Raw genomic sequence first — 18,898 nt, 5'->3', positions numbered from 1 at the left:
TGGGAGCTTTGTAATGTCCACTCAACCACAAAATAAACTAGCCAATGCCATTCGATTTCTTTCAATAGATGCCGTACAACAAGCCAATTCAGGCCACCCCGGAGCCCCAATGGGAATGGCTGATATTGCTGAAGTTCTTTGGCGAGATTATTTACAGCACAACCCCGCAGACCCACATTGGCCTAACCGTGACCGCTTTGTATTGTCAAACGGCCATGCCTCAATGCTGCTCTATAGCTTGCTTCATTTAACAGGCTATGAGTTATCGATTGATGATTTAAAACAGTTCCGACAGCTCCATTCCAAAACACCAGGCCATCCCGAATTAGGCTATACCCCCGGCGTTGAAACCACGACAGGCCCACTGGGGCAAGGCATCGCCAATGCAGTTGGTATGGCAATAGCAGAAAAAACCCTAGCTGCTACATTTAATCGCTCTGGTTTCCCTGTTGTCGACCACTATACCTACACATTTTTAGGCGATGGCTGTTTAATGGAAGGAATTTCTCATGAAGTGTGCTCATTAGCGGGAACGTTAAAACTCAATAAGCTCATTGCATTTTATGATGATAACCGCATTTCTATTGATGGTAACACGCAAGGTTGGTTTACTGATAATACAGCCAAGCGTTTTGAAGCCTATGGCTGGCATGTTATTCATCAAGTCGATGGTCATTCTAGGCCCGCAATCAAAGCGGCCATTGAACAAGCTCACCAACAAACGACGAAACCAACACTCATTATCTGTAGAACCACAATTGGTTATGGTTCTCCTAATAAAGCAGGTACAGCGGATTCTCATGGTGCGCCACTCGGACAAGATGAAATAGCTCTGACTCGCCAACAACTGGGTTGGGAGTACCCTCCTTTTGTGATCCCCGATGACATATATGAACCTTGGAATGCCCTAGAACGTGGTGCTGAGCAACAATTACGTTGGGAACAAGCATTACGAGAATACACAAAACAATACCCAGAACTCGCTGAGCAGCTAACTCAGCGATTATCTAATCAACTCCCTGATAAATTTACGGATATCATTGATAACTTTATTCAAAAATTAAATGATAACCCTGCAACGATAGCTACACGTAAAGCATCACAAAATACGTTAAATATAATTGGCCCTGCTTTACCTGAGTTAATCGGGGGTTCCGCAGACTTAGCCCCAAGCAACCTTACCTATTGGTCTGGTTCACTGCCGATTAATGAACAACCTGCTGGCAACTACATTCATTATGGTGTCAGAGAGTTCGGTATGACCGCCATTGCAAATGGAATTGCATTACATGGCGGTTTCCGCCCTTACACTGCAACCTTTTTGATGTTCTCGGAATATGCACAAAATGCCGTGAGAATGGCCGCATTAATGAAATTACCGCAAGTGCTTATCTATACCCATGATTCAATTGGCTTAGGTGAAGATGGCCCAACGCACCAACCTGTTGAGCAACTTGTTTCACTACGTGCAACACCTAATTTGTCAGTATGGCGCCCTTGCTGCCAAGTAGAAACTACCGTAGCTTGGCAGCAGGCTATCATTCATCAACAAAACCCAACTGCACTTGTGTTATCCCGTCAAAACTTAATACAGTATTCGCGCACCCCCGAACAGCTCACCAATATTGCTCGAGGAGGATATATTTTACGCGGTAATAGTGAAGCCCCTGAATTACTATTAATTGCGACAGGCTCTGAAGTCACGTTAGCGGTTGAAGCATGGAAACAACTGACTGAACAAGGTTTTAATGTGAATGTCATTTCGATGCCATCAACAGATACCTTCGACCAACAACCCTTAGAATACCAGCAGCGTGTTTTACCCAATCACGTTCGCTATCGCATTGCGATAGAAGCCAGTATTAGTGATTACTGGCGTAAATACGTAGGAATTGATGGATTAGTTATGGGCATGAATAGCTTTGGTGAGTCGGCTCCTGCGGACCAATTATTTAAACATTTCGGTTTCACCGTAGAAAAGCTTATTACTATGTCGCTTTCATTATTAAAACCTAATGATTAATTGATATAGCAATAATTAATATCTGTTATCCTACTTTGTAATTTCCTATTACAAGCCAAATAATACCTATGTTATTTGGCTTATTTTTTATTTAAATAATAATCATGAAACAATAAAAAAGCGAATATCTAATTATACTCGCTTTTTTTATTATTGATTTAATATCATTATTGGATGCTGTAGCCACCATCAATCACTAAATTATGACCTGTAATCATATCGGATGCATCGCTGGCCAAAAATAGTGCGCATGCCGCAATTTCAGAAGGTTCGGCGAAGCGCCTTGCAGGGATTTTTTCTTTCATTTCATCACCTTTTTCACCTTCCCACGCCTTTTTACCTAATTCTGTCATGACAATAGTTGGTGAAATGGCGTTAGTTTGTATGCCTTTCGGGCTCCACTCCAGTGCTAATACTTGGGTTAAACCAATAATTGCCGCTTTACTCGCACAATAGGCCGCATGCTGGTCTAAGGCAATCACCCCCGCTTGAGATGCCATATTAATAATTTTTCCTTTTCCATTATTAATCATTACATTACCCGCAGCTTGGCAAACTAAAAAAGTCCCTTTTAAATTCACATTCATGGTTAAGTCCCAATCGGATTCACGTAAATTTTCAGCGGGAGCAAGCGCTACAATTCCTGCACTATTAACGACAATATCTAGCCGGCCATAATGTTCAATGACATGTTCTACCATCTGAGAAACCGCCGTAGAATTTGTGATATCGCATTGAATACCAATTGAATTTCCTAATTTCTCCGCAGTCGTTACCACGTTATCTGACTTATCGATTAGGGCAACTTTAGCTCCTTTTTCAACATACAGTTGAGCAATCGCCAACCCAATACCTGCTGCTCCCCCGGTAATTAAAGCGACCTTGTCATCAAGTGAAAAGTTGGTGTTATAGCCACTAAATTTTTTCATTTTAATTCCTTAACATCATGATGTGATATTGAATATATAGATGAAATAAATATAGTGCCGTCTTAGAGAGACAGCAAAATATTAAACGAAGATTAAATTACTTGGTATTATTAATATAATATTATTGCCAATTAAGTTCTATATTATTCATGTAAAAAAAAGAGATATTTCTCAAATTAAATACCTCACTAAATTCCGAATGGACATATGTTCAAAATAATAATCTAAATGAATATTTGTACTTTATCTTTAACTGTAAAAACCATCTAAAAACCCCTCTATGTTGTAACAGCTCCGTCAAAAATACATTTTTCATTTCCCTATAAATTTCCGGTTAACTGGCGCATAATATTAGTTATATCTAAATTGATATTAAACAATACCAGCACTGGGTTATTGAGTAAGATATTGAAATGAATATCATTTACACTAAATACTGCATATAAAATTTATAGGTTATTGATAATATGGAAGAAAGTAACTTACTACTACAACTTAATAATATTGGGTATAGCATTGAGGAAAAAACAATTCTTGATAATGTGCAGATTAACTTACAGGCAGGTGACTTCAAACTGATTACAGGCCCTTCCGGCTGCGGTAAAAGTACTTTATTAAAAATAATCGCCTCGTTAATTTCACCAACCCAAGGAACGATTAAGTTTCAAGGGAAAGATATCAATACTATCTCACCAGAAACTTATCGCCAGCAAGTTTCATACTGCACTCAAACGCCCACCTTGTTTGGACAAACTGTGTATGACAACCTCGCTTTCCCCTATCAGATTCGGAAATTGCCGCTTAATAAAGAGAAAGTCATCAGTGATTTGCACCAATTTTCTCTGCATGAATCTATTTTAGACAAAGGGATCAACGAACTCTCTGGTGGAGAAAAACAGCGTATTTCTCTTATTAGAAACTTACAATTTCTCCCACAAGTCTTACTGTTAGATGAAATCACCAGTGCCCTAGATGAAGAAAACAAAATTATAGTGAATGAATTTATCCATCACTTAACGAGTGACAAAAAAATAGGCGTGTTATGGGTAACCCATGATCAAGATGAAATCGCTCATACCAATGAAGTTATTACCCTTCCTGTTCATCACAACGAATCATAGGATATCACTGTGCATCAACCAACTATTTCCAATGAATCATTAACCTTTTCTATTCTGTTAGTCCTTGTGGCTATTTTTATTAGTCATAAAGAAAAACTATCCCTTGAAAAAGATATTATCTGGAGTACTTGCCGAGCGATTATTCAACTATTGATCGCTGGCTACATTCTAAAATATATTTTTAATGTTGATCACGAATTGCTCACGATTGCCTTGGTGATGTTTATTTGCGTCAATGCCGCGTGGAACGCTAAGAAAAGAAGCAAATATATTGATAAAATTTATGTTACTGCATTAATTGCCATTACCTCCGGTACATTTCTTACATTGTTAATCTTAATATTAACCAACGCCATCGCATTTACACCTATGCAGGTAATTCCTATCACTGGAATGATTGCAGGTAATGCCATGATTGCAGTAGGATTATGCTTTAATAACCTCGGCCAACGGTTTTCAAGCCAACAACAACAAATTCAAGAAATGTTAAGTTTAGGGGCAACCCCAAAAATTGCTTCTGCTGCTATTATTCGCGACAGTATCCGAGCATCATTGATCCCAACGGTGGATTCAGCCAAAACAGTAGGAATTGTCAGCTTACCGGGTATGATGTCTGGTCTGATTTTTGCTGGAGTTGACCCGTTACAAGCGGTTAAATACCAGATTATGGTGACTTTTATGCTGTTAGGTACCGCAAGCCTTTCAACCATACTGGCTGGGTATATGACTTATACAAAATTCTATAACCAACGCCATCAATTATTGGTTACCACACTGAATAAATAATAACCTTCTGCCGCTTATTTATCATCAACGATAAGCGGCACTTACTTAATATCACTCTTTAACCACCCCCACAGGTAATACTTCAATTAACTGTGCTTTGCTATTTTCATTATCTATCAATTTAAAAATATGATTTAGCATCGTTGGCACGTCCTGTTTAACCATTTCGATGTCATTACCTAATAGTGCAACAAAAGGGTCCCAGTCAAAACAGCCTAAATGGGGTTGACGCGAACCGATATAGCCTTTTTTACCTAACCAATCAATAACCCCTTCTAATGAAATGGTTGAATTAATAAATAAACCACATTTCACTATTTTCTGTGGTTCCTCATTATTCTGTTCGAAAAATCGTGAAAGTGCTTTTTCTGCTTTTTCCGGTGCATAACCACAGGCCAAAATATTTTCTTGTGGAACTGTGATACCTTTTTCATTATGTGCATCAATAAACCCACGAATACGTTCTCGTGTATTGTGGTCATGTTCACGACCACCAATAAAAATTAAAGCTTCATGTGTTGATGTCTGAGATTTATTTTTGCTTAAAATACGTTGTGTTAAATTTTTTGCACCAAGATAGTTGTCTGAAATAACAGAAGGCGCCAACAAGCCTGGTAAGTCTAAATTCAAGGTTGAGACACCGGAAGCTTGGCAAATTTCAGTGATTTTATCCGGATTGGTTGCCCCTGTTGAAACCAACCAATCAACCTGATAAGAAATCATTGCGCGTGCGGCTTCTATTTCTAATTCAGGGTCACGCCGCGTACAGGTAATAATAGGAAATAACCCTCTTTCACGCGCCATTTCCTCAAAATGTTCGACAATAGAACCAAAATAGCGGTTGTCATACTTCGGAACTAACATACCGATTATTTTGGATTTATTACTACGCAATAAACTGGCTTGCTTATTGACTGCATAATTTTGTTCTTCGGCGATGCGGATCACTTTTTCAGCAAGTTGTGCGCTAATTCGCCTTTTTTGCCAATTACCATTGAGTATTGCACTCACTGCACTCGCTGAAACCCCTGCTAAGTCGGCAAGGTCATAGATCGTTGTTTTCTTATTTTGTCTGATCTTTGTCACAGATTCTCATCTCCATTTTTTACTAGCTTGACACCAAAGTCGAAAAGTCGCAATACTGCTACATCGATTGAGCAATATTGAAATTGATGATGCATGAGTTGATATACTGCAAAATAAATACTATCAATCCATCGCATGTAGCCACCTATCCATCCCCGTGACTCATTGCTGTTTCATTAATTTCAGGCGCTTTTCATTCTTACATTTCGCTAAAATATCCGATTGGAGTAAATTATGGCCATTTCTATTGAGAACAAAGTCGCAGCAATTACCGGAGCTGCTTCTGGTATTGGGCTTGAATGTGCACGCACACTGATCAAAGCAGGTGCAAAAGTCGTTCTAATTGACCGCGCAGAAGAGCGATTAAACCAACTTGTTGAAGAATTAGGTGAAAATGCAATTCCATTAGTTATCGATTTAATGAAACCGGAACAAGTTGATGGAATGTTAGATGCCATTTTACAAAAAGCAGGCGGTTTAGACATTTTCCATGCTAACGCTGGTGCCTATATTGGCGGCCCCGTTGCTGAAGGTGACCCTGATGTATGGGATAAAGTGTTAAATTTAAATATTAATGCAGCCTTCCGTTGTGTTCGCGCGGTATTACCTCATTTTATTGCTCAAAAATCAGGCGATGTGTTATTCACCAGTTCAATTGCAGGTGTTGTTCCTGTAATTTGGGAACCGATTTACACCGCATCAAAATTTGCTGTTCAAGCCTTCGTCCATTCAACGCGCCGTCAAGTCTCTGAGCATGGTGTGCGTGTTGGTGCGGTATTACCCGGCCCTGTGGTTACTGCCTTACTTGATGATTGGCCAAAAGAAAAAATGGAAGAAGCCTTAGCAAATGGTAGCTTAATGCAACCGATTGAAGTGGCTGAAGCGGTATTATTTATGTTAACTCGCCCACGTAATGTCACTATTCGTGACCTTGTTATTGTGCCTAATAGTGTTGATCTCTAACTTGTCATCTCGCAATTCATTGCAGTTAGCACCTTGGAGGGAAAATGAATAATTCACATGCACCATTAAAAGATAACGATAAAGTCGTTATTGGTATCGATGTTGGCACAGGCAGTGCACGCGCAGGTATCTTTGATATGTCTGGCAATATGTTAGCGTCTGCCAAACATGATATTACACTATTTCGTGACAACGCCAATTTCGCGGAGCAATCAAGTAACGAAATTTGGGAAGCAGTTTGTTATTGTGTCAAACACGCAATGGCATCATCAAAAGCAAAACCACAACAAGTGACTGGTATTGGCTTTGATGCAACCTGTTCACTGGTTGTCATCGGAACAGATACACAATCAATTACAGTTAGCCCATCGAATGACCCTGAGCGTAATATTATTGTGTGGATGGATCACCGCGCAACAGAGCAAGCTGAACGTATTAATCAATTAAAACATCCAGTTTTAAACTATGTTGGTGGTAAAATTTCGCCTGAAATGGAAACACCTAAGATTTTATGGCTAAAAGAAAATTTACGTCAATCCTATGATAATGCATGGCAATTTTTTGATTTAGCCGATTTTTTAACTTGGAAATCGACTAATTCTTTGGCTCGTTCAACCTGTACGGTAACCTGTAAGTGGACATATCTAGCCCATGAAAAGCGCTGGGATGCAGATTACTTTCAACAAATTGGTTTATCTGAACTCGCAGATGAAAATTTCGCGCGTATAGGGCAACTTATTGTCGAACCAGGAACGCCTTGTGGTGACGGCTTGACGGAAACCGCAGCTCAGCAAATGGGCTTACTAGCAGGAACTCCTGTCGCCGCAGGTATGATAGATGCGCATGCTGGCGGCATTGGTACCGTTGGTGTTAATGGCGATGCAACCGCTAATATGGCCTACGTATTTGGTACATCTTCATGTACGATGACGACCACCAAAGAACCCGTATTTATACCCGGTGTGTGGGGGCCTTATTTCAGTGCAATGGTGCCGGGTATGTGGCTAAATGAAGGTGGCCAAAGTGCGGCAGGTGCTGCAATTGACCAGTTACTTTCCTTGCACCCCGCTTCAGCACAAGCAAAACTCACTGCAAAAGAACAAGGTAAACCCTTGCCTGTTATGTTAGCGGATTTAGTATTAGAAAAAGCATCGTCACCATCGCAGTCTGTTGAGCTAGCTGAAAAAATACATGTTGTCCCTGAGTTTTTAGGAAATCGAGCTCCTTTTGCTGATCCTCATGCTAGAGCCGTCATTGCAGGCCTAACCATGGATAACAGCATGGAAAATTTACTTTCTTTCTATGTTGCTGGTGTGTGTGGCATTGGCTATGGGTTACGACAAATTATTGAAGCACAAGCAAAATCCGGTGCTGCTATTGAAAATATTGTCGTCAGTGGAGGTGCTGGCCAACACCCGTTGATCCGTCAATTACTTGCGGATGCGTGCGGTGTCCCTGTGATTTCAACACAAGCCAGTGAGCCTGTCTTACTCGGTTCAGCTATCCTCGGTGCAGTTGCAGGAAAAGTCTGTGACGATGTTGCACAAGCCATGGACCAATTTAGTGCAATTGACCTCACCTACCAAGCCAATGAAGCTTATAAAACTCGGCACGATACAAGATTTACCTCTTTCTTGCATTTACAACAATGTGCTAGAAAATTAAAAGGTTAATATGACGCTGAGTCATATTTATACTAAAGAAAGCCGGCTTACGGCTTTCTTTATTTAGGATGCGTATTACCTATTGCGTTTGATTTAATAAAAGGCATACGTTATCACTCAGTTTTAAAAACAATATCTTGCCCATAACGAATCAACCATTTCTTTTGGCATTAAATCGTAATCTCCCTCAACCATTGGAATAGACATGGATACCTTCCCTTGTTTATCACTATAGGCTTTCACAATGAATTTTTTATACCCTTCTAATCTTGCATTCTTAACTCGAAACACTTCACCACAAACGTAGCCTAAATCACCCTTATCCGCAGTTTGGCGAATAAAATTATATTTCACATTTTTAAATGAAGCGGATTCAGGGAAAGATAAATAGTCTTCAACGCTACTTTTTGCCATTTTCACAAGATCTGGTGTAGGGGAATAGTTCAATGTCACCCCTAAAATAAAAGAGCCCCCAGTTAACAATAAAATTGTGAGCAACTTTATAATATTCATATTCTTAAGCTCTCATTTATTCAATAACAAGCCAATTGACCAGGATGACCTAATAGCCCCGCCCAAAAATACACTTAAGTAGTTATCATTAGCCAATTGTAAGTAAATAATAATTATTTTAATAATATCCAGCCTTATCTATATAAGAATACCTTATTAGATAGCTTGTTTTTTCTAATTACTGTCTCCGATAACCACCACCAACAGAGCAAACAAACACAATTAAATTTATAAAGGCTGCTCGTATTTATACTTTATTTTACACATCATATGAGTAAGTATACCAGTATTAAACTAAGAATATAAATAGTACTTGAAACATTAACTGTTTCAATTTGTATTTTTTTAACTAGAGAAGTTTCATTTACCAAAACACAGAAACAATAATAAGCCTTAATTGTTCATCATAGCTTAACAAAAATAAACCCAAATATGTAATAAAACAATTCAATTTAATAATAGTCATGTCTAAATGTTAATTAACTCACCTGGTGAGTACTTAAACTCAATATAAGCGTAAATTAAAATTAAATTAGAATATATTCGTTATTTTCAAATAAGCCATCCTTGCTAGATCTCACCATTAAAAAATAAAAAATACTTAAAATTCAAATTGATATAAAAAACACATTAATTTATGCCATTTGCCATCTTAATTTTTAACCTATTGTTGATTAATCTCTCTTTTCAGACTAAATTAGCCGAGTTATCGCTTCCACTTTAAGCGCAATACCACACAACCAATTGATTAATAAAACAAAAACAAACAAAAAGTTAATTAATAAAATGTTAAAATTATGATATTAAACAGTTAACATCAATAATCAATCTCAAAATGCATAAGAATATTTAACAATATCCATATAGTAATTTACTATTAAACTTCTCTATATATCTTCTTTTATCCAATTTTTGATATAACCCACCAATCTAAATTACAGAATATTCCTAGTAAAAATTACTTCTTTTAGCCAATACATAAAATTATCCGGCCAAATTTGACAAAATATTTTTTTTATCTCATGTAGCATTGTTTTCCAAAGAAAAGGGTAAACCATGACAAATATTCAATTACTATTACTTGCAACTAATAACATTAAAAACAACACAGAGCTAAGCCACTCTCAGGAGTCTTATGTATACCAATTTTACTATGCTAACGTCGCAGGTCATTTCGATAGCATTCAAGATTTTCTTACCGTATTTAAGCAGCAGACAAGCGCAACATTGGATGCATCGCAGCAATTAGCCGAACAGAGTCAGCAAATATACTCAACAGTTGAGTCTTATTTGGAAGTAGCCGAAAAACGGTATGTTGAAAGGAAAAAATTGCTAACCAATTAAGTTAGCATTTACAGCTGAAAAGGCCTACAAACTAAATGAGGCCTTTTATCGATAATTTTTCTGTTAAGCTTCTATTGCTCTTGTAGCTCTAATTCAGCAATTATAGGTAGGTGGTCGCTAACACTTGACCATTGAAACTCTTTGCTATCTGTTGGAATTTCCATATTTTTCACATCCCAAACCTGGCCTTTAAATGTAAAAATATGGTCAATATCTATGGCTGGGTTTACCGCTGGCCAGCTACGGTAATCAATACCTTTAAATTCAACTGGGTTCCACATATAACGAATTTCTTGAATAGGCTGTTCATTCGCTGTTGAATTAAAATCCCCTGCTAATATTTTTATTGATGCCGCAATATTATCAAATCCCGTATCCGTATCCCCAATACTTGCATCTAAAATATGGCGAATTTGTCCAATGCGAATGGTTGGATCTTTCTGCCAATCAAGGTGCGTTCCCATCACTATAATTGGTGCATCAAAACCTGGTTTTGATATTTGGGATATTAATACAACACGTTGTTCAGCATCACCCGAAGGCAAATTAATTACTTTAGATTTATCGATTTTATATTTTGATAAAATTCCTACACCGTACTCTCCACCATCAAAATCCAGTGCCTTACCAAAAGCAAAATCCATCTTATTGGCTTTAGCGATTTCTTCTAGCTGGTGAACTTTTTTACTGCGGGCTGTTTTATTATCAATTTCTGTTAAAACAATCACATCCGCATCTATTTTCGCAATCGCCTTATTTAACTCATCAAGATTACTGACATCTGATGCCAACTCATTTTTACCAATGTTATACGTTGCAACTTTAATTGTCGGTTTGTTTGAAGTGTAAACTTTATTCGGCGTTCCTCCATCCTGTACTTTTAAAACTTCAGAGCCCGTCATCGATGCCATCGCACCGCAAGAAACTAAAATTGTGGTGGAAATAATTGTTTTTAGTAATTTCATTGTTTTCCCCTGTGAATATCTAATATGACAAAATAGTGCAGGTTAACGAATTCAGCTTAGCTAGAATTCGTTAACTTGCAGTTTTCATACATTAACAGAGAATAAAAAAGATGTAGTGACCAAGTCGACAGTCTTATTTCGAGAGAAAAAAAAACCACCGTTATTTATACAAAATAGTGAGTTACCGCACTATTCTTTACTAAAAATAGGCAAGATATTCAATAAAATGTGATGAATAGTCATAAATTAAATTTTACGCACTTTGTCTTGCTTCAAATTTATAGGGGAAAACAACCCCTTCTTTACGTTCAACAAAATCACAATCGACATCTGCAAGCCATTTTTGTAGTCTTTTCGCTGTTTCTCGAGCCATTTTACTGTAATCAATCCGCACGGAAGTCAGTGATGGATGAATGTGATCACAATTTGAAGAACCTTCAACACAAGCAATCGCTAACATTTTAGGTATCTGAATTAAACGTCTCTGGCACTCAAAAATGACGCCAAGCGCAATCATTTCATGGCTGCAAATCACAGCTTCAAGCTCAGGTTGGCGGGTCAACATCTCACTAATTGCCTGACGACCAAAATCCATCGTTGCAACATACGGAGTTGTAATACTTTGATCTGCACTTTGGTTATACGTCAGCATCGCTCGGTTCCAGCCACTTAATTGTTGGCTCTGCATTTTGCTGTCCATTTGAGCGCCAATGTAACCTATTTTCTTATACCCTTTTTGTAACATATAGTTAGTTAAAAAATTAACCGCATCACCAACGTTACTCTTGATATTCAACGTGACTGGATGATTCGACTCCCCTGCAACACTGACAACTGGAATATCTAAATTCTTTAGATAATGAGACACACTTTCTGAATTTACTGCCCCAAAAATAATCAATGCCGCAGGGTTACTCTGTAATAGTGTCGATAAAACTTCAGACTCTTTTTTTTGCTGGTAATCATGGCTACCAATAACGACTTGATAACTATTTTTGTTCAGCGCTTCTTGTAAAGATTGCAGAAAAACTGAACTGGCATTATCACGCAGAGACGGAATTAAAACAGCAACAGTGCGGCTTTGACCAGAAGCCAAAATACCTGCCGCGGAATTAGGTATATAGCCAAGTTCTTCAACCGCAGCATTAATTTTTTCACGTAATTTGTCGGATACTAATTCAGGTGTACGCAAAGCTCGAGAGACCGTCATGGACCCAACGCCTGCAAATTTTGCGACATCCTGCAACGTGACTCGCCCTGTATTTTTTCTTTTTCGTATTTTTTGCATGTAATACTTTTACTTAGCCTAAACTCATTATTAACCCTAAGGTTGTTAATCTTCAATGGACAATTTTCATTCGAATCAAGCGTGCTTTTTGCTTTTTTCGTGCTCTAGATTAAATGCGCTAAAAATAGCCAATATGCCTCTCTTAAATCTAAAGAAACACTAAAAATCACCAGACCAGATTAACTTACCACAGGTTGAATTTGTTAATCAGCCGACAAGTGTACTCATTTCGTTTTTGTTCGCTATATTTTCTTAAAATGATAGCGCTATCACGAAAATGAAAGATTCAACTAGATAGCGCTACCATAGAACACTACTATTCATTCAACCATTACAAAGATAATAATTTCACTCTACCAGGAGCAACCCGATGCTAACGACATTACTGACCCCTAACGTCATTCAGGTCGTCGACAAAGCCAGTAATTGGCGAGAAGCGATAAAAATCGCATGCAACCCATTAATTAATAATAATTTTATTGAATCGAGATATGTCGATGCAATAATTCAATCACATGAAAAAATCGGTCCTTATTATGTATTAGGGCCAGGAATTGCCATGCCTCACGCACGCCCTGAAGACGGCGTAAACCAATTATCTCTTGGTTTAACCGTTCTTAAACAAGGCGTTGAATTTGGTTCTGAAGGCAATGACCCAATCAAATTATTAATTGTACTCGCAGCAACCGATAGCAATAGCCATATCGGCGCCATCGCAAAATTAGCTGAACTTTTTGATAATCAAGAAGATATTGACAGCATCATGCAATCAGAAAACGTAGATGACATTCTTAAAATCATCGCTAAATATGAATAATTAGATATTAAGGTAAATATTATGAAAATCACTGTTGTTTGTGGAAATGGCTTGGGCACAAGCTTAATGATGGAAATGAGCATTAAGAATATTTTAAAAGATCTGCAAGTCAGTGCAGATGTTGACCATGTGGATTTAGGTTCCGCAAAAGGCACCGTAAGCGATATCTTTGTTGGTACAAGCGACATTGCAGAACAATTAGTTGCTCAACAAGTTGGTGGTGAAATCGTTGCTCTGGAAAATATGATTGATAAAGTTGCAATGAAAGAGCGCCTGACTGTTGCTTTACAAAAACTTGGGGCAATGTAAGCGGAGGCACTATGTCATTTTTTCGTTTTCTGATGCAGGATGTTTTATCTGAGCCAGCCATTCTTGTGGGTTTAATCGCACTTATTGGTTTGATCGCACAGAAAAAACCAGTAACTGAATGTATTAAAGGCACCATCAAAACCATCATGGGTTTTGTGATCTTAGGTGCTGGTGCAGGCTTAGTCGTCAGCTCGCTAGGCGATTTCTCAGCCATTTTCCAACATGCCTTTGGTATTAACGGCGTTGTTCCAAATAACGAAGCTATTGTGTCTATCGCACAAAAAAGCTTCGGCCGTGAAATGGCAATGATTATGTTCTTTGCGATGCTAATCAATATCTTGATTGCTCGCTTAACACCCTGGAAATTTATTTTCCTTACAGGGCACCATACTTTATTCATGTCCATGATGATTGCGGTTATCTTAGCTACCGCAGGAATGGAAGGAACCCTATTAGTGACTGTTGGTTCATTAATTGTTGGTTTTTGTATGGTATTTTTCCCTGCAATTGCCCACCCTTACATGAAAAAAGTAACGGGTTCAGATGACGTTGCGATTGGCCATTTCTCAACGATTTCTTATGTTCTAGCTGGGTTCATTGGTAGCAAGTTCGGTAACAAAGAACATTCAACAGAAGATATGAATGTCCCGAAAAGCTTGCTGTTTTTAAGAGATACTCCTGTAGCCATCTCTTTCACCATGTTCATTATTTTTATCATTACATGCTTATTTGCAGGCGGTGATTTCGTTCGTGAAGTCAGTGGTGGTAAGAATTGGTTCATGTTCTCATTGATGCAGTCCATTACATTTGCTGCCGGTGTCTATATTATTCTGCAAGGTGTGCGCATGGTTATTGCAGAAATCGTCCCTGCGTTTAAAGGTATCTCTGACAAATTAGTCCCTAACGCAAAACCTGCTCTAGACTGCCCGGTTGTCTTCCCATATGCACCAAACGCGGTGTTAGTCGGTTTTTTAAGTAGTTTCGCTGCTGGTGTTTTGGGAATGTTCGTTCTGTACGCATTAAATATGACGGTTATTATTCCAGGCGTTGTACCGCATTTCTTCGTGGGTGCTGCTGCAGGTGTTTTTGGTAATGCAACAGGGGGTCGTCGTGGGGCTATCTTGGGTGCATTTGCTCAAGGATTGCTGATTACCTTCCTACCTGTATTCCTATTACCTGTCCTTGGGGATATTGGTATTGCTAATACTACATTCAGTGACGCTGACTTTGGCGCAATCGGAATTTTATTAGGTATTATAGTTCGCTAAGGCAAGACTCCCCATCGCAAATTTGCGATTGGGGAGTCTTTTTGCGGTTACCCTACTTCCCCAGCCAAGCCCCATCTCTGAATAAAAATTCCTGTAACATAATTAAATCATCCGGTGTTACGTGGATCATACCTTCTCCGGGAACATCAATTTCAGCAATCATAAATAGCGCTAACGTGGTTAATGATGGCAATATGAGTATCAACCAATTTTTCCCTTTTGTTCCGCGTATATTGTAGCCAATAAGAATATTTGAACAGATAGCAAAAAAGATCAGTAAAAACCATGTCGCATTAGGAATTTGGTGCCGCCAACTTGCCATCGTTTTTTGTTGAGAAAGGTAAAGGTCACTGAATGCACTTAGTACAGAAGCCACAATAGGGTTTGGTGTTTGACTTGCTTCTTTTACTGCGATTTCCCACAACTGGCTTTGCTTCACCAAAGAGGTCATCCGCCATTGATTATTTTCGTCACTTATTCCTGACTTAAAAAACTCAATTCGAGCTTCCAAATATTGTTGAATAAGCTGAGAGGCTTTTCCTCTATCATCAGTACTTAATAGTTGTGCTCGTTGATATGCCGTCCCAATAGCAATAGCTTCATTTTCTTCTGTTTGTTGGCGGTTGTTATAGCCATTAATCGAAATTGATAATACAAATCCTATTAACAATCCTAATAACGATAAAATCGCCCCTAAAATAATTTTAGCTTCATCATCCGTTGCTTCTTCGTGAGCAGATTTACGCTTAAAGATATATTTACCGACGTAGGCTGAAATAACTAACAAGATAAATGTGATAACAAACAAAAGAATGGAATCGATTGGAGAATCATTGATCAGCTCAGAAATATTAAACATCGTATCAACTCATGAAATTTATTTCCTGATGATATAACACAAGTGCAATACAATTATCTAGACAGTACTATTTTTTTACTAAATTTCAGATAATAACAGCAATCTGGCATCATAATACGACACCCGATTAGCTAACAATAAAGCACAAACTCACTAATGTAGTACTCCCCTCCACTAAATTTACCCTAAGTAAATTATCTATTTATCTTTCCATTACAATGCTTCGAAATAGCCGTTAATTTTCATGACTAAATCAGGTGAGGTTTCATCCAATATATCAATATTATGCCGTTTAAATAGTGCAGCACAAACCCCCATACCAACTTTTAAATTACCATCAAACTGGCCACTATAGATATGCTGGCTACCACACGAAGGGCTATTACTTTTAAGTACAACTAGTCGCACATTCATTAATTGGATTTTTTCCAATGCAATATACGCACCACGAATAAACTCTTGCGTGACATCGATATTATCGCTACCGACCACACTAGCTCGCCCAGCGAATACATCATCACCATTTCCCCCTATTATTTCTGCAGATGCTCTTGGTGTTGGTAGCCCACCAAAAACTTCAGGGCAAATACTGATGACTAGACCATCCTCATAGAGTTTTTTCAAAGGAGTATATAATTGATGTTTCCCATCATACCTTACACAATACCCTAATAAACAAGCGCTTACCGCAATCATAACTAATCCTATTAATAGATCTAACTCTTTAAGGTATTTTGCATGATTATATTAGACAACAAGTTCACGAAATACTTCGCGCTAATAGTGCTCGCAAAATAAATAAAAACTCGTCCAATCATCAAGATGAATCGCCTCAGACTAGGAAGTAACTAACGCGGACTAAACTTATCTTAGTTTTATTGACACTTAAAACGGAGACCTGTATTGTCCTTGTTTATAAATAGATGCTTAGGAAATTTAAATAAATGGCACACATCACTGTCAGTGTTGAATACGGTATCCATTGCCTACTTTGGTTTGTTGATAATCCCGAACGCTCTCTTAGCAGTAGAGAACTTGCAGAGTTACAAGGTATCTCTCCAAGTTTTCTAGCAAAAATTTTGCCTCGGTTAGAAAAAGCTGGGATCGTGAGTTCAAATGAGGGAATTAGAGGTGGATATCGGTTAGCATTACCTCCTGAAAAAATTACATTTCTATCTATAATTGATGCAATAGAAGGCTATAAACCTCTTTTCGAGTGCCAGGAAATACGCCGCCGCTGTGCTGTTTTCGAAGAAAATGGTTTACCGCAATGGGCCATTTCTGGCACCTGTTCCGTACATAAAGTCATTCTTCAAGCTGAAAATGCAATGAGAGATGTATTAGCTAACCAAACCCTCGCTGATGTGGCGCAGCGTCTATGTCAAATCGCGCCTAATAGCTTTTATAGAGATGTAAACTCCTGGATGGATCAAAAAATTGAGGCTAGAACAGTTCGTTCAAACAAAGGAGGTCGTGGGAAAACATAACATATAATCCTATAGCCTTACCTTAAATTCACATCGTTTGTATTTAATTAATAACATCTTCACTGGTGTGGGTTTTTATTATTTAAAATTTGCAAATGAGCACTTAAAGTTAATCTTCAAAGGAATTCAATAATGACAGCTAAAATTGTTATTGCAGGGTCTGGTTTTGCTGGTTTTTGGGCTGCTATTTCAGCAATGCGGGTAATTTCACAAGCTAATAAAGAAAATAGCATCAAAGTTATTTTAATTTCACCAAGGCCTAACCTCACTATACGGCCGCGTTTATATGAAGCAAAGCTGGATAATATGTCCCCAGATATTTCAAAGCAGTTAGCTGCCGTCGGCGTTGAATATATCGCAGGTGAAATCCAGAATATCGATACAGATGCAAAGTTATTAACCGTTAATCTAGCTAATGGCAACCAAACTACGTTAGTTTATGAGCGCTTTGTTCTTGCAACCGGTAGCCAATTAAATGTCCCTCCCGTTCTTGGATTTGATGAGTATGGCTTTGATGTTGATTCATTAGAAGCTGCACATCGTCTTGAAACACATTTACAAGCACTAAAGAACAAACCAGAAACTTTAGCGAGAAACACCGTTGTGGTAGTCGGTGGAGGGTTAACAGGCATAGAAAGCGCGGCGGAAATGCCAGCTCGCCTGAAAACAATCCTTGGTGATACAACAGAGAGTCGAGTATTCATAATTGATTCAGAAGTCACTGTGGGAGCTGGAATGGGAACCGACATTTCACCTGTAATTCAGCAAGCTTTAACTGAATGTGGCGTTGAATTACGTGCAGGGTTGCGAGTCGAAGCACTAAGCCCAGATGGTGTTACTCTGTCAAACGGTGAACACATAGATTCAAATACCGTCGTATTAGCGACAGGTGTAAAAGCCAGTTATCTAACAAAACAAATTCGTGGTGAATACGATGCTAATGGTAGGATTATCTCGGACAATTATTTACACGCACAAGCTGTCTCAAATGTTTTCGTCGCAGGAGATACTGTCAAAGCACCCACAGATGAACAAGGAAATCATAATTTAATGACTTGCCAACATTCCCTAAGTTTAGGCCGTGTTGCAGGGTATAATGCAGCAGCTGAACTGTTAGGGCTTCCACTTCATCCTTACAGTCAACCTAAATATGTAACCTGCCTTGATTTAGGGGCTTGGGGGGCTCTTTATACCGAAGGTTGGCAGAGAGAAATACATTATATTAAAAAGGAAGGGAAAAAAATAAAACAAGAAATAAATACTAAGTGGATATACCCGCCTGAATTAGAAAAAAATGAGCTATTTGCTATCGCCGCTCCAAATTATGTCATCGTTACTTGAGGTAAAATTTAGATTTAATATATTCAAGTAAAATAAATCGGAATAACCGCATAAAAATAAAATAAGTATGATTTGTATTGCTTTGTGTCGTTTATTTTTCAATACTGATAAATAACTAAATATTAATAAGGTTTA

General features: G+C 38.3%; 18 protein-coding genes. 11 read left to right on the top strand and 7 right to left on the bottom strand.

All coding sequences use genetic code 11. The features are described from left to right. Positions 1-13: 13 nt before the first annotated feature. On the top strand, positions 14-2,023 hold the full coding sequence (gene tkt, locus PSF28_RS02875; protein ID WP_272684597.1) for a transketolase: 2,010 nt from the start codon (positions 14-16) through the stop codon (positions 2,021-2,023). A gap of 167 nt (positions 2,024-2,190) precedes the next feature. Here the strand turns inward: tkt and PSF28_RS02870 are convergent, their stop codons facing one another. Continuing rightward, the gene (locus PSF28_RS02870; protein WP_272665125.1) at positions 2,191-2,952 is read right to left on the bottom strand and encodes an SDR family oxidoreductase; all 762 of its coding nucleotides are present in this window, start codon (positions 2,950-2,952) and stop codon (positions 2,191-2,193) included. A 467-nt stretch (positions 2,953-3,419) separates the two neighbouring features. On the opposite strand from PSF28_RS02870, the gene fetA reads away from it, so the two are divergent. Both fetA and fetB read left to right on the top strand, forming a co-directional pair. Continuing rightward, entirely contained in the window at positions 3,420-4,073 is a 654-nt protein-coding gene (fetA, locus tag PSF28_RS02865; RefSeq protein WP_210840297.1) for an iron efflux ABC transporter ATP-binding subunit FetA, read from the top strand. A gap of 9 nt (positions 4,074-4,082) precedes the next feature. After that, complete coding sequence (fetB, locus tag PSF28_RS02860) at positions 4,083-4,859, top strand: iron efflux ABC transporter permease subunit FetB (RefSeq protein WP_004910254.1); 777 nt, start codon at positions 4,083-4,085, stop codon at positions 4,857-4,859. A 51-nt stretch (positions 4,860-4,910) separates the two neighbouring features. Here fetB and PSF28_RS02855 read toward each other — a convergent pair whose 3' ends face one another. After that, a complete protein-coding gene (locus PSF28_RS02855) occupies positions 4,911-5,945 on the bottom strand; it encodes a LacI family DNA-binding transcriptional regulator (protein ID WP_272684596.1) in 1,035 nt (344 codons plus the stop codon). A 234-nt stretch (positions 5,946-6,179) separates the two neighbouring features. On the opposite strand from PSF28_RS02855, the gene PSF28_RS02850 reads away from it, so the two are divergent. Together PSF28_RS02850 and PSF28_RS02845 are read left to right on the top strand one after the other, a co-directional pair. Further along, complete coding sequence (locus tag PSF28_RS02850) at positions 6,180-6,908, top strand: SDR family oxidoreductase (RefSeq protein ID WP_004910250.1); 729 nt, start codon at positions 6,180-6,182, stop codon at positions 6,906-6,908. A gap of 44 nt (positions 6,909-6,952) precedes the next feature. Beyond that, entirely contained in the window at positions 6,953-8,581 is a 1,629-nt protein-coding gene (locus tag PSF28_RS02845) for an FGGY-family carbohydrate kinase (RefSeq protein WP_210840295.1), read from the top strand. A 114-nt stretch (positions 8,582-8,695) separates the two neighbouring features. Here PSF28_RS02845 and PSF28_RS02840 read toward each other — a convergent pair whose 3' ends face one another. Further along, positions 8,696-9,085: a hypothetical protein gene (locus PSF28_RS02840; RefSeq protein ID WP_210840294.1), complete on the bottom strand. Its 390-nt coding sequence runs from the start codon at positions 9,083-9,085 to the stop codon at positions 8,696-8,698. A 1,056-nt stretch (positions 9,086-10,141) separates the two neighbouring features. Here PSF28_RS02840 and PSF28_RS02835 point away from each other — a divergent pair. Then, positions 10,142-10,429, top strand: coding sequence for a hypothetical protein (locus PSF28_RS02835; RefSeq protein WP_210840028.1), 288 nt, complete (start codon positions 10,142-10,144; stop codon positions 10,427-10,429). Between the two features lie 71 nt (positions 10,430-10,500). Here the strand turns inward: PSF28_RS02835 and PSF28_RS02830 are convergent, their stop codons facing one another. Beyond that, positions 10,501-11,394, bottom strand: a complete 894-nt coding sequence (locus tag PSF28_RS02830; protein WP_210840029.1) for an endonuclease/exonuclease/phosphatase family protein — start codon at positions 11,392-11,394, stop codon at positions 10,501-10,503. Between the two features lie 253 nt (positions 11,395-11,647). Beyond that, the gene (locus PSF28_RS02825; RefSeq protein ID WP_210840030.1) at positions 11,648-12,682 is read right to left on the bottom strand and encodes a LacI family DNA-binding transcriptional regulator; all 1,035 of its coding nucleotides are present in this window, start codon (positions 12,680-12,682) and stop codon (positions 11,648-11,650) included. Positions 12,683-13,052: 370 nt separating this feature from the next. Between PSF28_RS02825 and PSF28_RS02820 the strand changes: the two genes are divergently transcribed. Genes PSF28_RS02820 through PSF28_RS02810 form a run of 3 tightly spaced genes read left to right on the top strand, consistent with a single transcriptional unit; the run spans position 13,053 to position 15,076 of the window. After that, a complete protein-coding gene (locus tag PSF28_RS02820; RefSeq protein WP_210840031.1) occupies positions 13,053-13,499 on the top strand; it encodes a PTS sugar transporter subunit IIA in 447 nt (148 codons plus the stop codon). Positions 13,500-13,520: 21 nt separating this feature from the next. Continuing rightward, positions 13,521-13,808: a PTS sugar transporter subunit IIB gene (locus PSF28_RS02815; RefSeq protein WP_004910231.1), complete on the top strand. Its 288-nt coding sequence runs from the start codon at positions 13,521-13,523 to the stop codon at positions 13,806-13,808. 11 nt (positions 13,809-13,819) lie between these two features. Next, entirely contained in the window at positions 13,820-15,076 is a 1,257-nt protein-coding gene (locus tag PSF28_RS02810; RefSeq protein WP_036958647.1) for a PTS ascorbate transporter subunit IIC, read from the top strand. Positions 15,077-15,128: 52 nt separating this feature from the next. On the opposite strand, the gene PSF28_RS02805 is transcribed toward PSF28_RS02810, so the two are convergent. Beyond that, complete coding sequence (locus tag PSF28_RS02805; protein ID WP_210840032.1) at positions 15,129-15,935, bottom strand: bestrophin-like domain; 807 nt, start codon at positions 15,933-15,935, stop codon at positions 15,129-15,131. Between the two features lie 213 nt (positions 15,936-16,148). Continuing rightward, positions 16,149-16,631 carry a DUF523 domain-containing protein gene (locus PSF28_RS02800; RefSeq protein ID WP_210840033.1) on the bottom strand — a complete coding sequence of 161 codons (483 nt, stop codon included), beginning with the start codon at positions 16,629-16,631 and terminating at the stop codon, positions 16,149-16,151. 248 nt (positions 16,632-16,879) lie between these two features. Here PSF28_RS02800 and PSF28_RS02795 point away from each other — a divergent pair, with 248 nt between their 5' ends. Both PSF28_RS02795 and PSF28_RS02790 read left to right on the top strand, forming a co-directional pair. After that, a complete protein-coding gene (locus PSF28_RS02795; RefSeq protein ID WP_004910219.1) occupies positions 16,880-17,422 on the top strand; it encodes an RrF2 family transcriptional regulator in 543 nt (180 codons plus the stop codon). Positions 17,423-17,554: 132 nt separating this feature from the next. Then, positions 17,555-18,763: an NAD(P)/FAD-dependent oxidoreductase gene (locus tag PSF28_RS02790; RefSeq protein ID WP_272684595.1), complete on the top strand. Its 1,209-nt coding sequence runs from the start codon at positions 17,555-17,557 to the stop codon at positions 18,761-18,763. Positions 18,764-18,898 lie beyond the last annotated feature (135 nt).

The organism is Providencia sp. PROV130 (genome assembly GCF_028482225.1).
Classification (GTDB): domain Bacteria; phylum Pseudomonadota; class Gammaproteobacteria; order Enterobacterales; family Enterobacteriaceae; genus Providencia; species Providencia rettgeri.
The sequence above is the reverse complement of the archived record's forward strand: the minus strand, read 5'-3'. Positions and strand labels throughout refer to the sequence as shown.

Bases quoted from the DNA above. Each gene is read 5' to 3' on its own strand.
- tkt (WP_272684597.1), top strand. From the start codon at position 14: ATGTCCACTCAACCACAAAATAAACTAGCCAATGCCATTCGATTTCTT.
- PSF28_RS02870 (WP_272665125.1), bottom strand. From the start codon at position 2,952: ATGAAAAAATTTAGTGGCTATAACACCAACTTTTCACTTGATGACAAG.
- fetA (WP_210840297.1), top strand. From the start codon at position 3,420: ATGGAAGAAAGTAACTTACTACTACAACTTAATAATATTGGGTATAGC.
- PSF28_RS02850 (WP_004910250.1), top strand. From the start codon at position 6,180: ATGGCCATTTCTATTGAGAACAAAGTCGCAGCAATTACCGGAGCTGCT.
- PSF28_RS02845 (WP_210840295.1), top strand. From the start codon at position 6,953: ATGAATAATTCACATGCACCATTAAAAGATAACGATAAAGTCGTTATT.
- PSF28_RS02840 (WP_210840294.1), bottom strand. From the start codon at position 9,085: ATGAATATTATAAAGTTGCTCACAATTTTATTGTTAACTGGGGGCTCT.
- PSF28_RS02835 (WP_210840028.1), top strand. From the start codon at position 10,142: ATGACAAATATTCAATTACTATTACTTGCAACTAATAACATTAAAAAC.
- PSF28_RS02830 (WP_210840029.1), bottom strand. From the start codon at position 11,394: ATGAAATTACTAAAAACAATTATTTCCACCACAATTTTAGTTTCTTGC.
- PSF28_RS02825 (WP_210840030.1), bottom strand. From the start codon at position 12,682: ATGCAAAAAATACGAAAAAGAAAAAATACAGGGCGAGTCACGTTGCAG.
- PSF28_RS02820 (WP_210840031.1), top strand. From the start codon at position 13,053: ATGCTAACGACATTACTGACCCCTAACGTCATTCAGGTCGTCGACAAA.
- PSF28_RS02815 (WP_004910231.1), top strand. From the start codon at position 13,521: ATGAAAATCACTGTTGTTTGTGGAAATGGCTTGGGCACAAGCTTAATG.
- PSF28_RS02810 (WP_036958647.1), top strand. From the start codon at position 13,820: ATGTCATTTTTTCGTTTTCTGATGCAGGATGTTTTATCTGAGCCAGCC.
- PSF28_RS02805 (WP_210840032.1), bottom strand. From the start codon at position 15,935: ATGTTTAATATTTCTGAGCTGATCAATGATTCTCCAATCGATTCCATT.
- PSF28_RS02800 (WP_210840033.1), bottom strand. From the start codon at position 16,631: ATGATTGCGGTAAGCGCTTGTTTATTAGGGTATTGTGTAAGGTATGAT.
- PSF28_RS02795 (WP_004910219.1), top strand. From the start codon at position 16,880: ATGGCACACATCACTGTCAGTGTTGAATACGGTATCCATTGCCTACTT.
- PSF28_RS02790 (WP_272684595.1), top strand. From the start codon at position 17,555: ATGACAGCTAAAATTGTTATTGCAGGGTCTGGTTTTGCTGGTTTTTGG.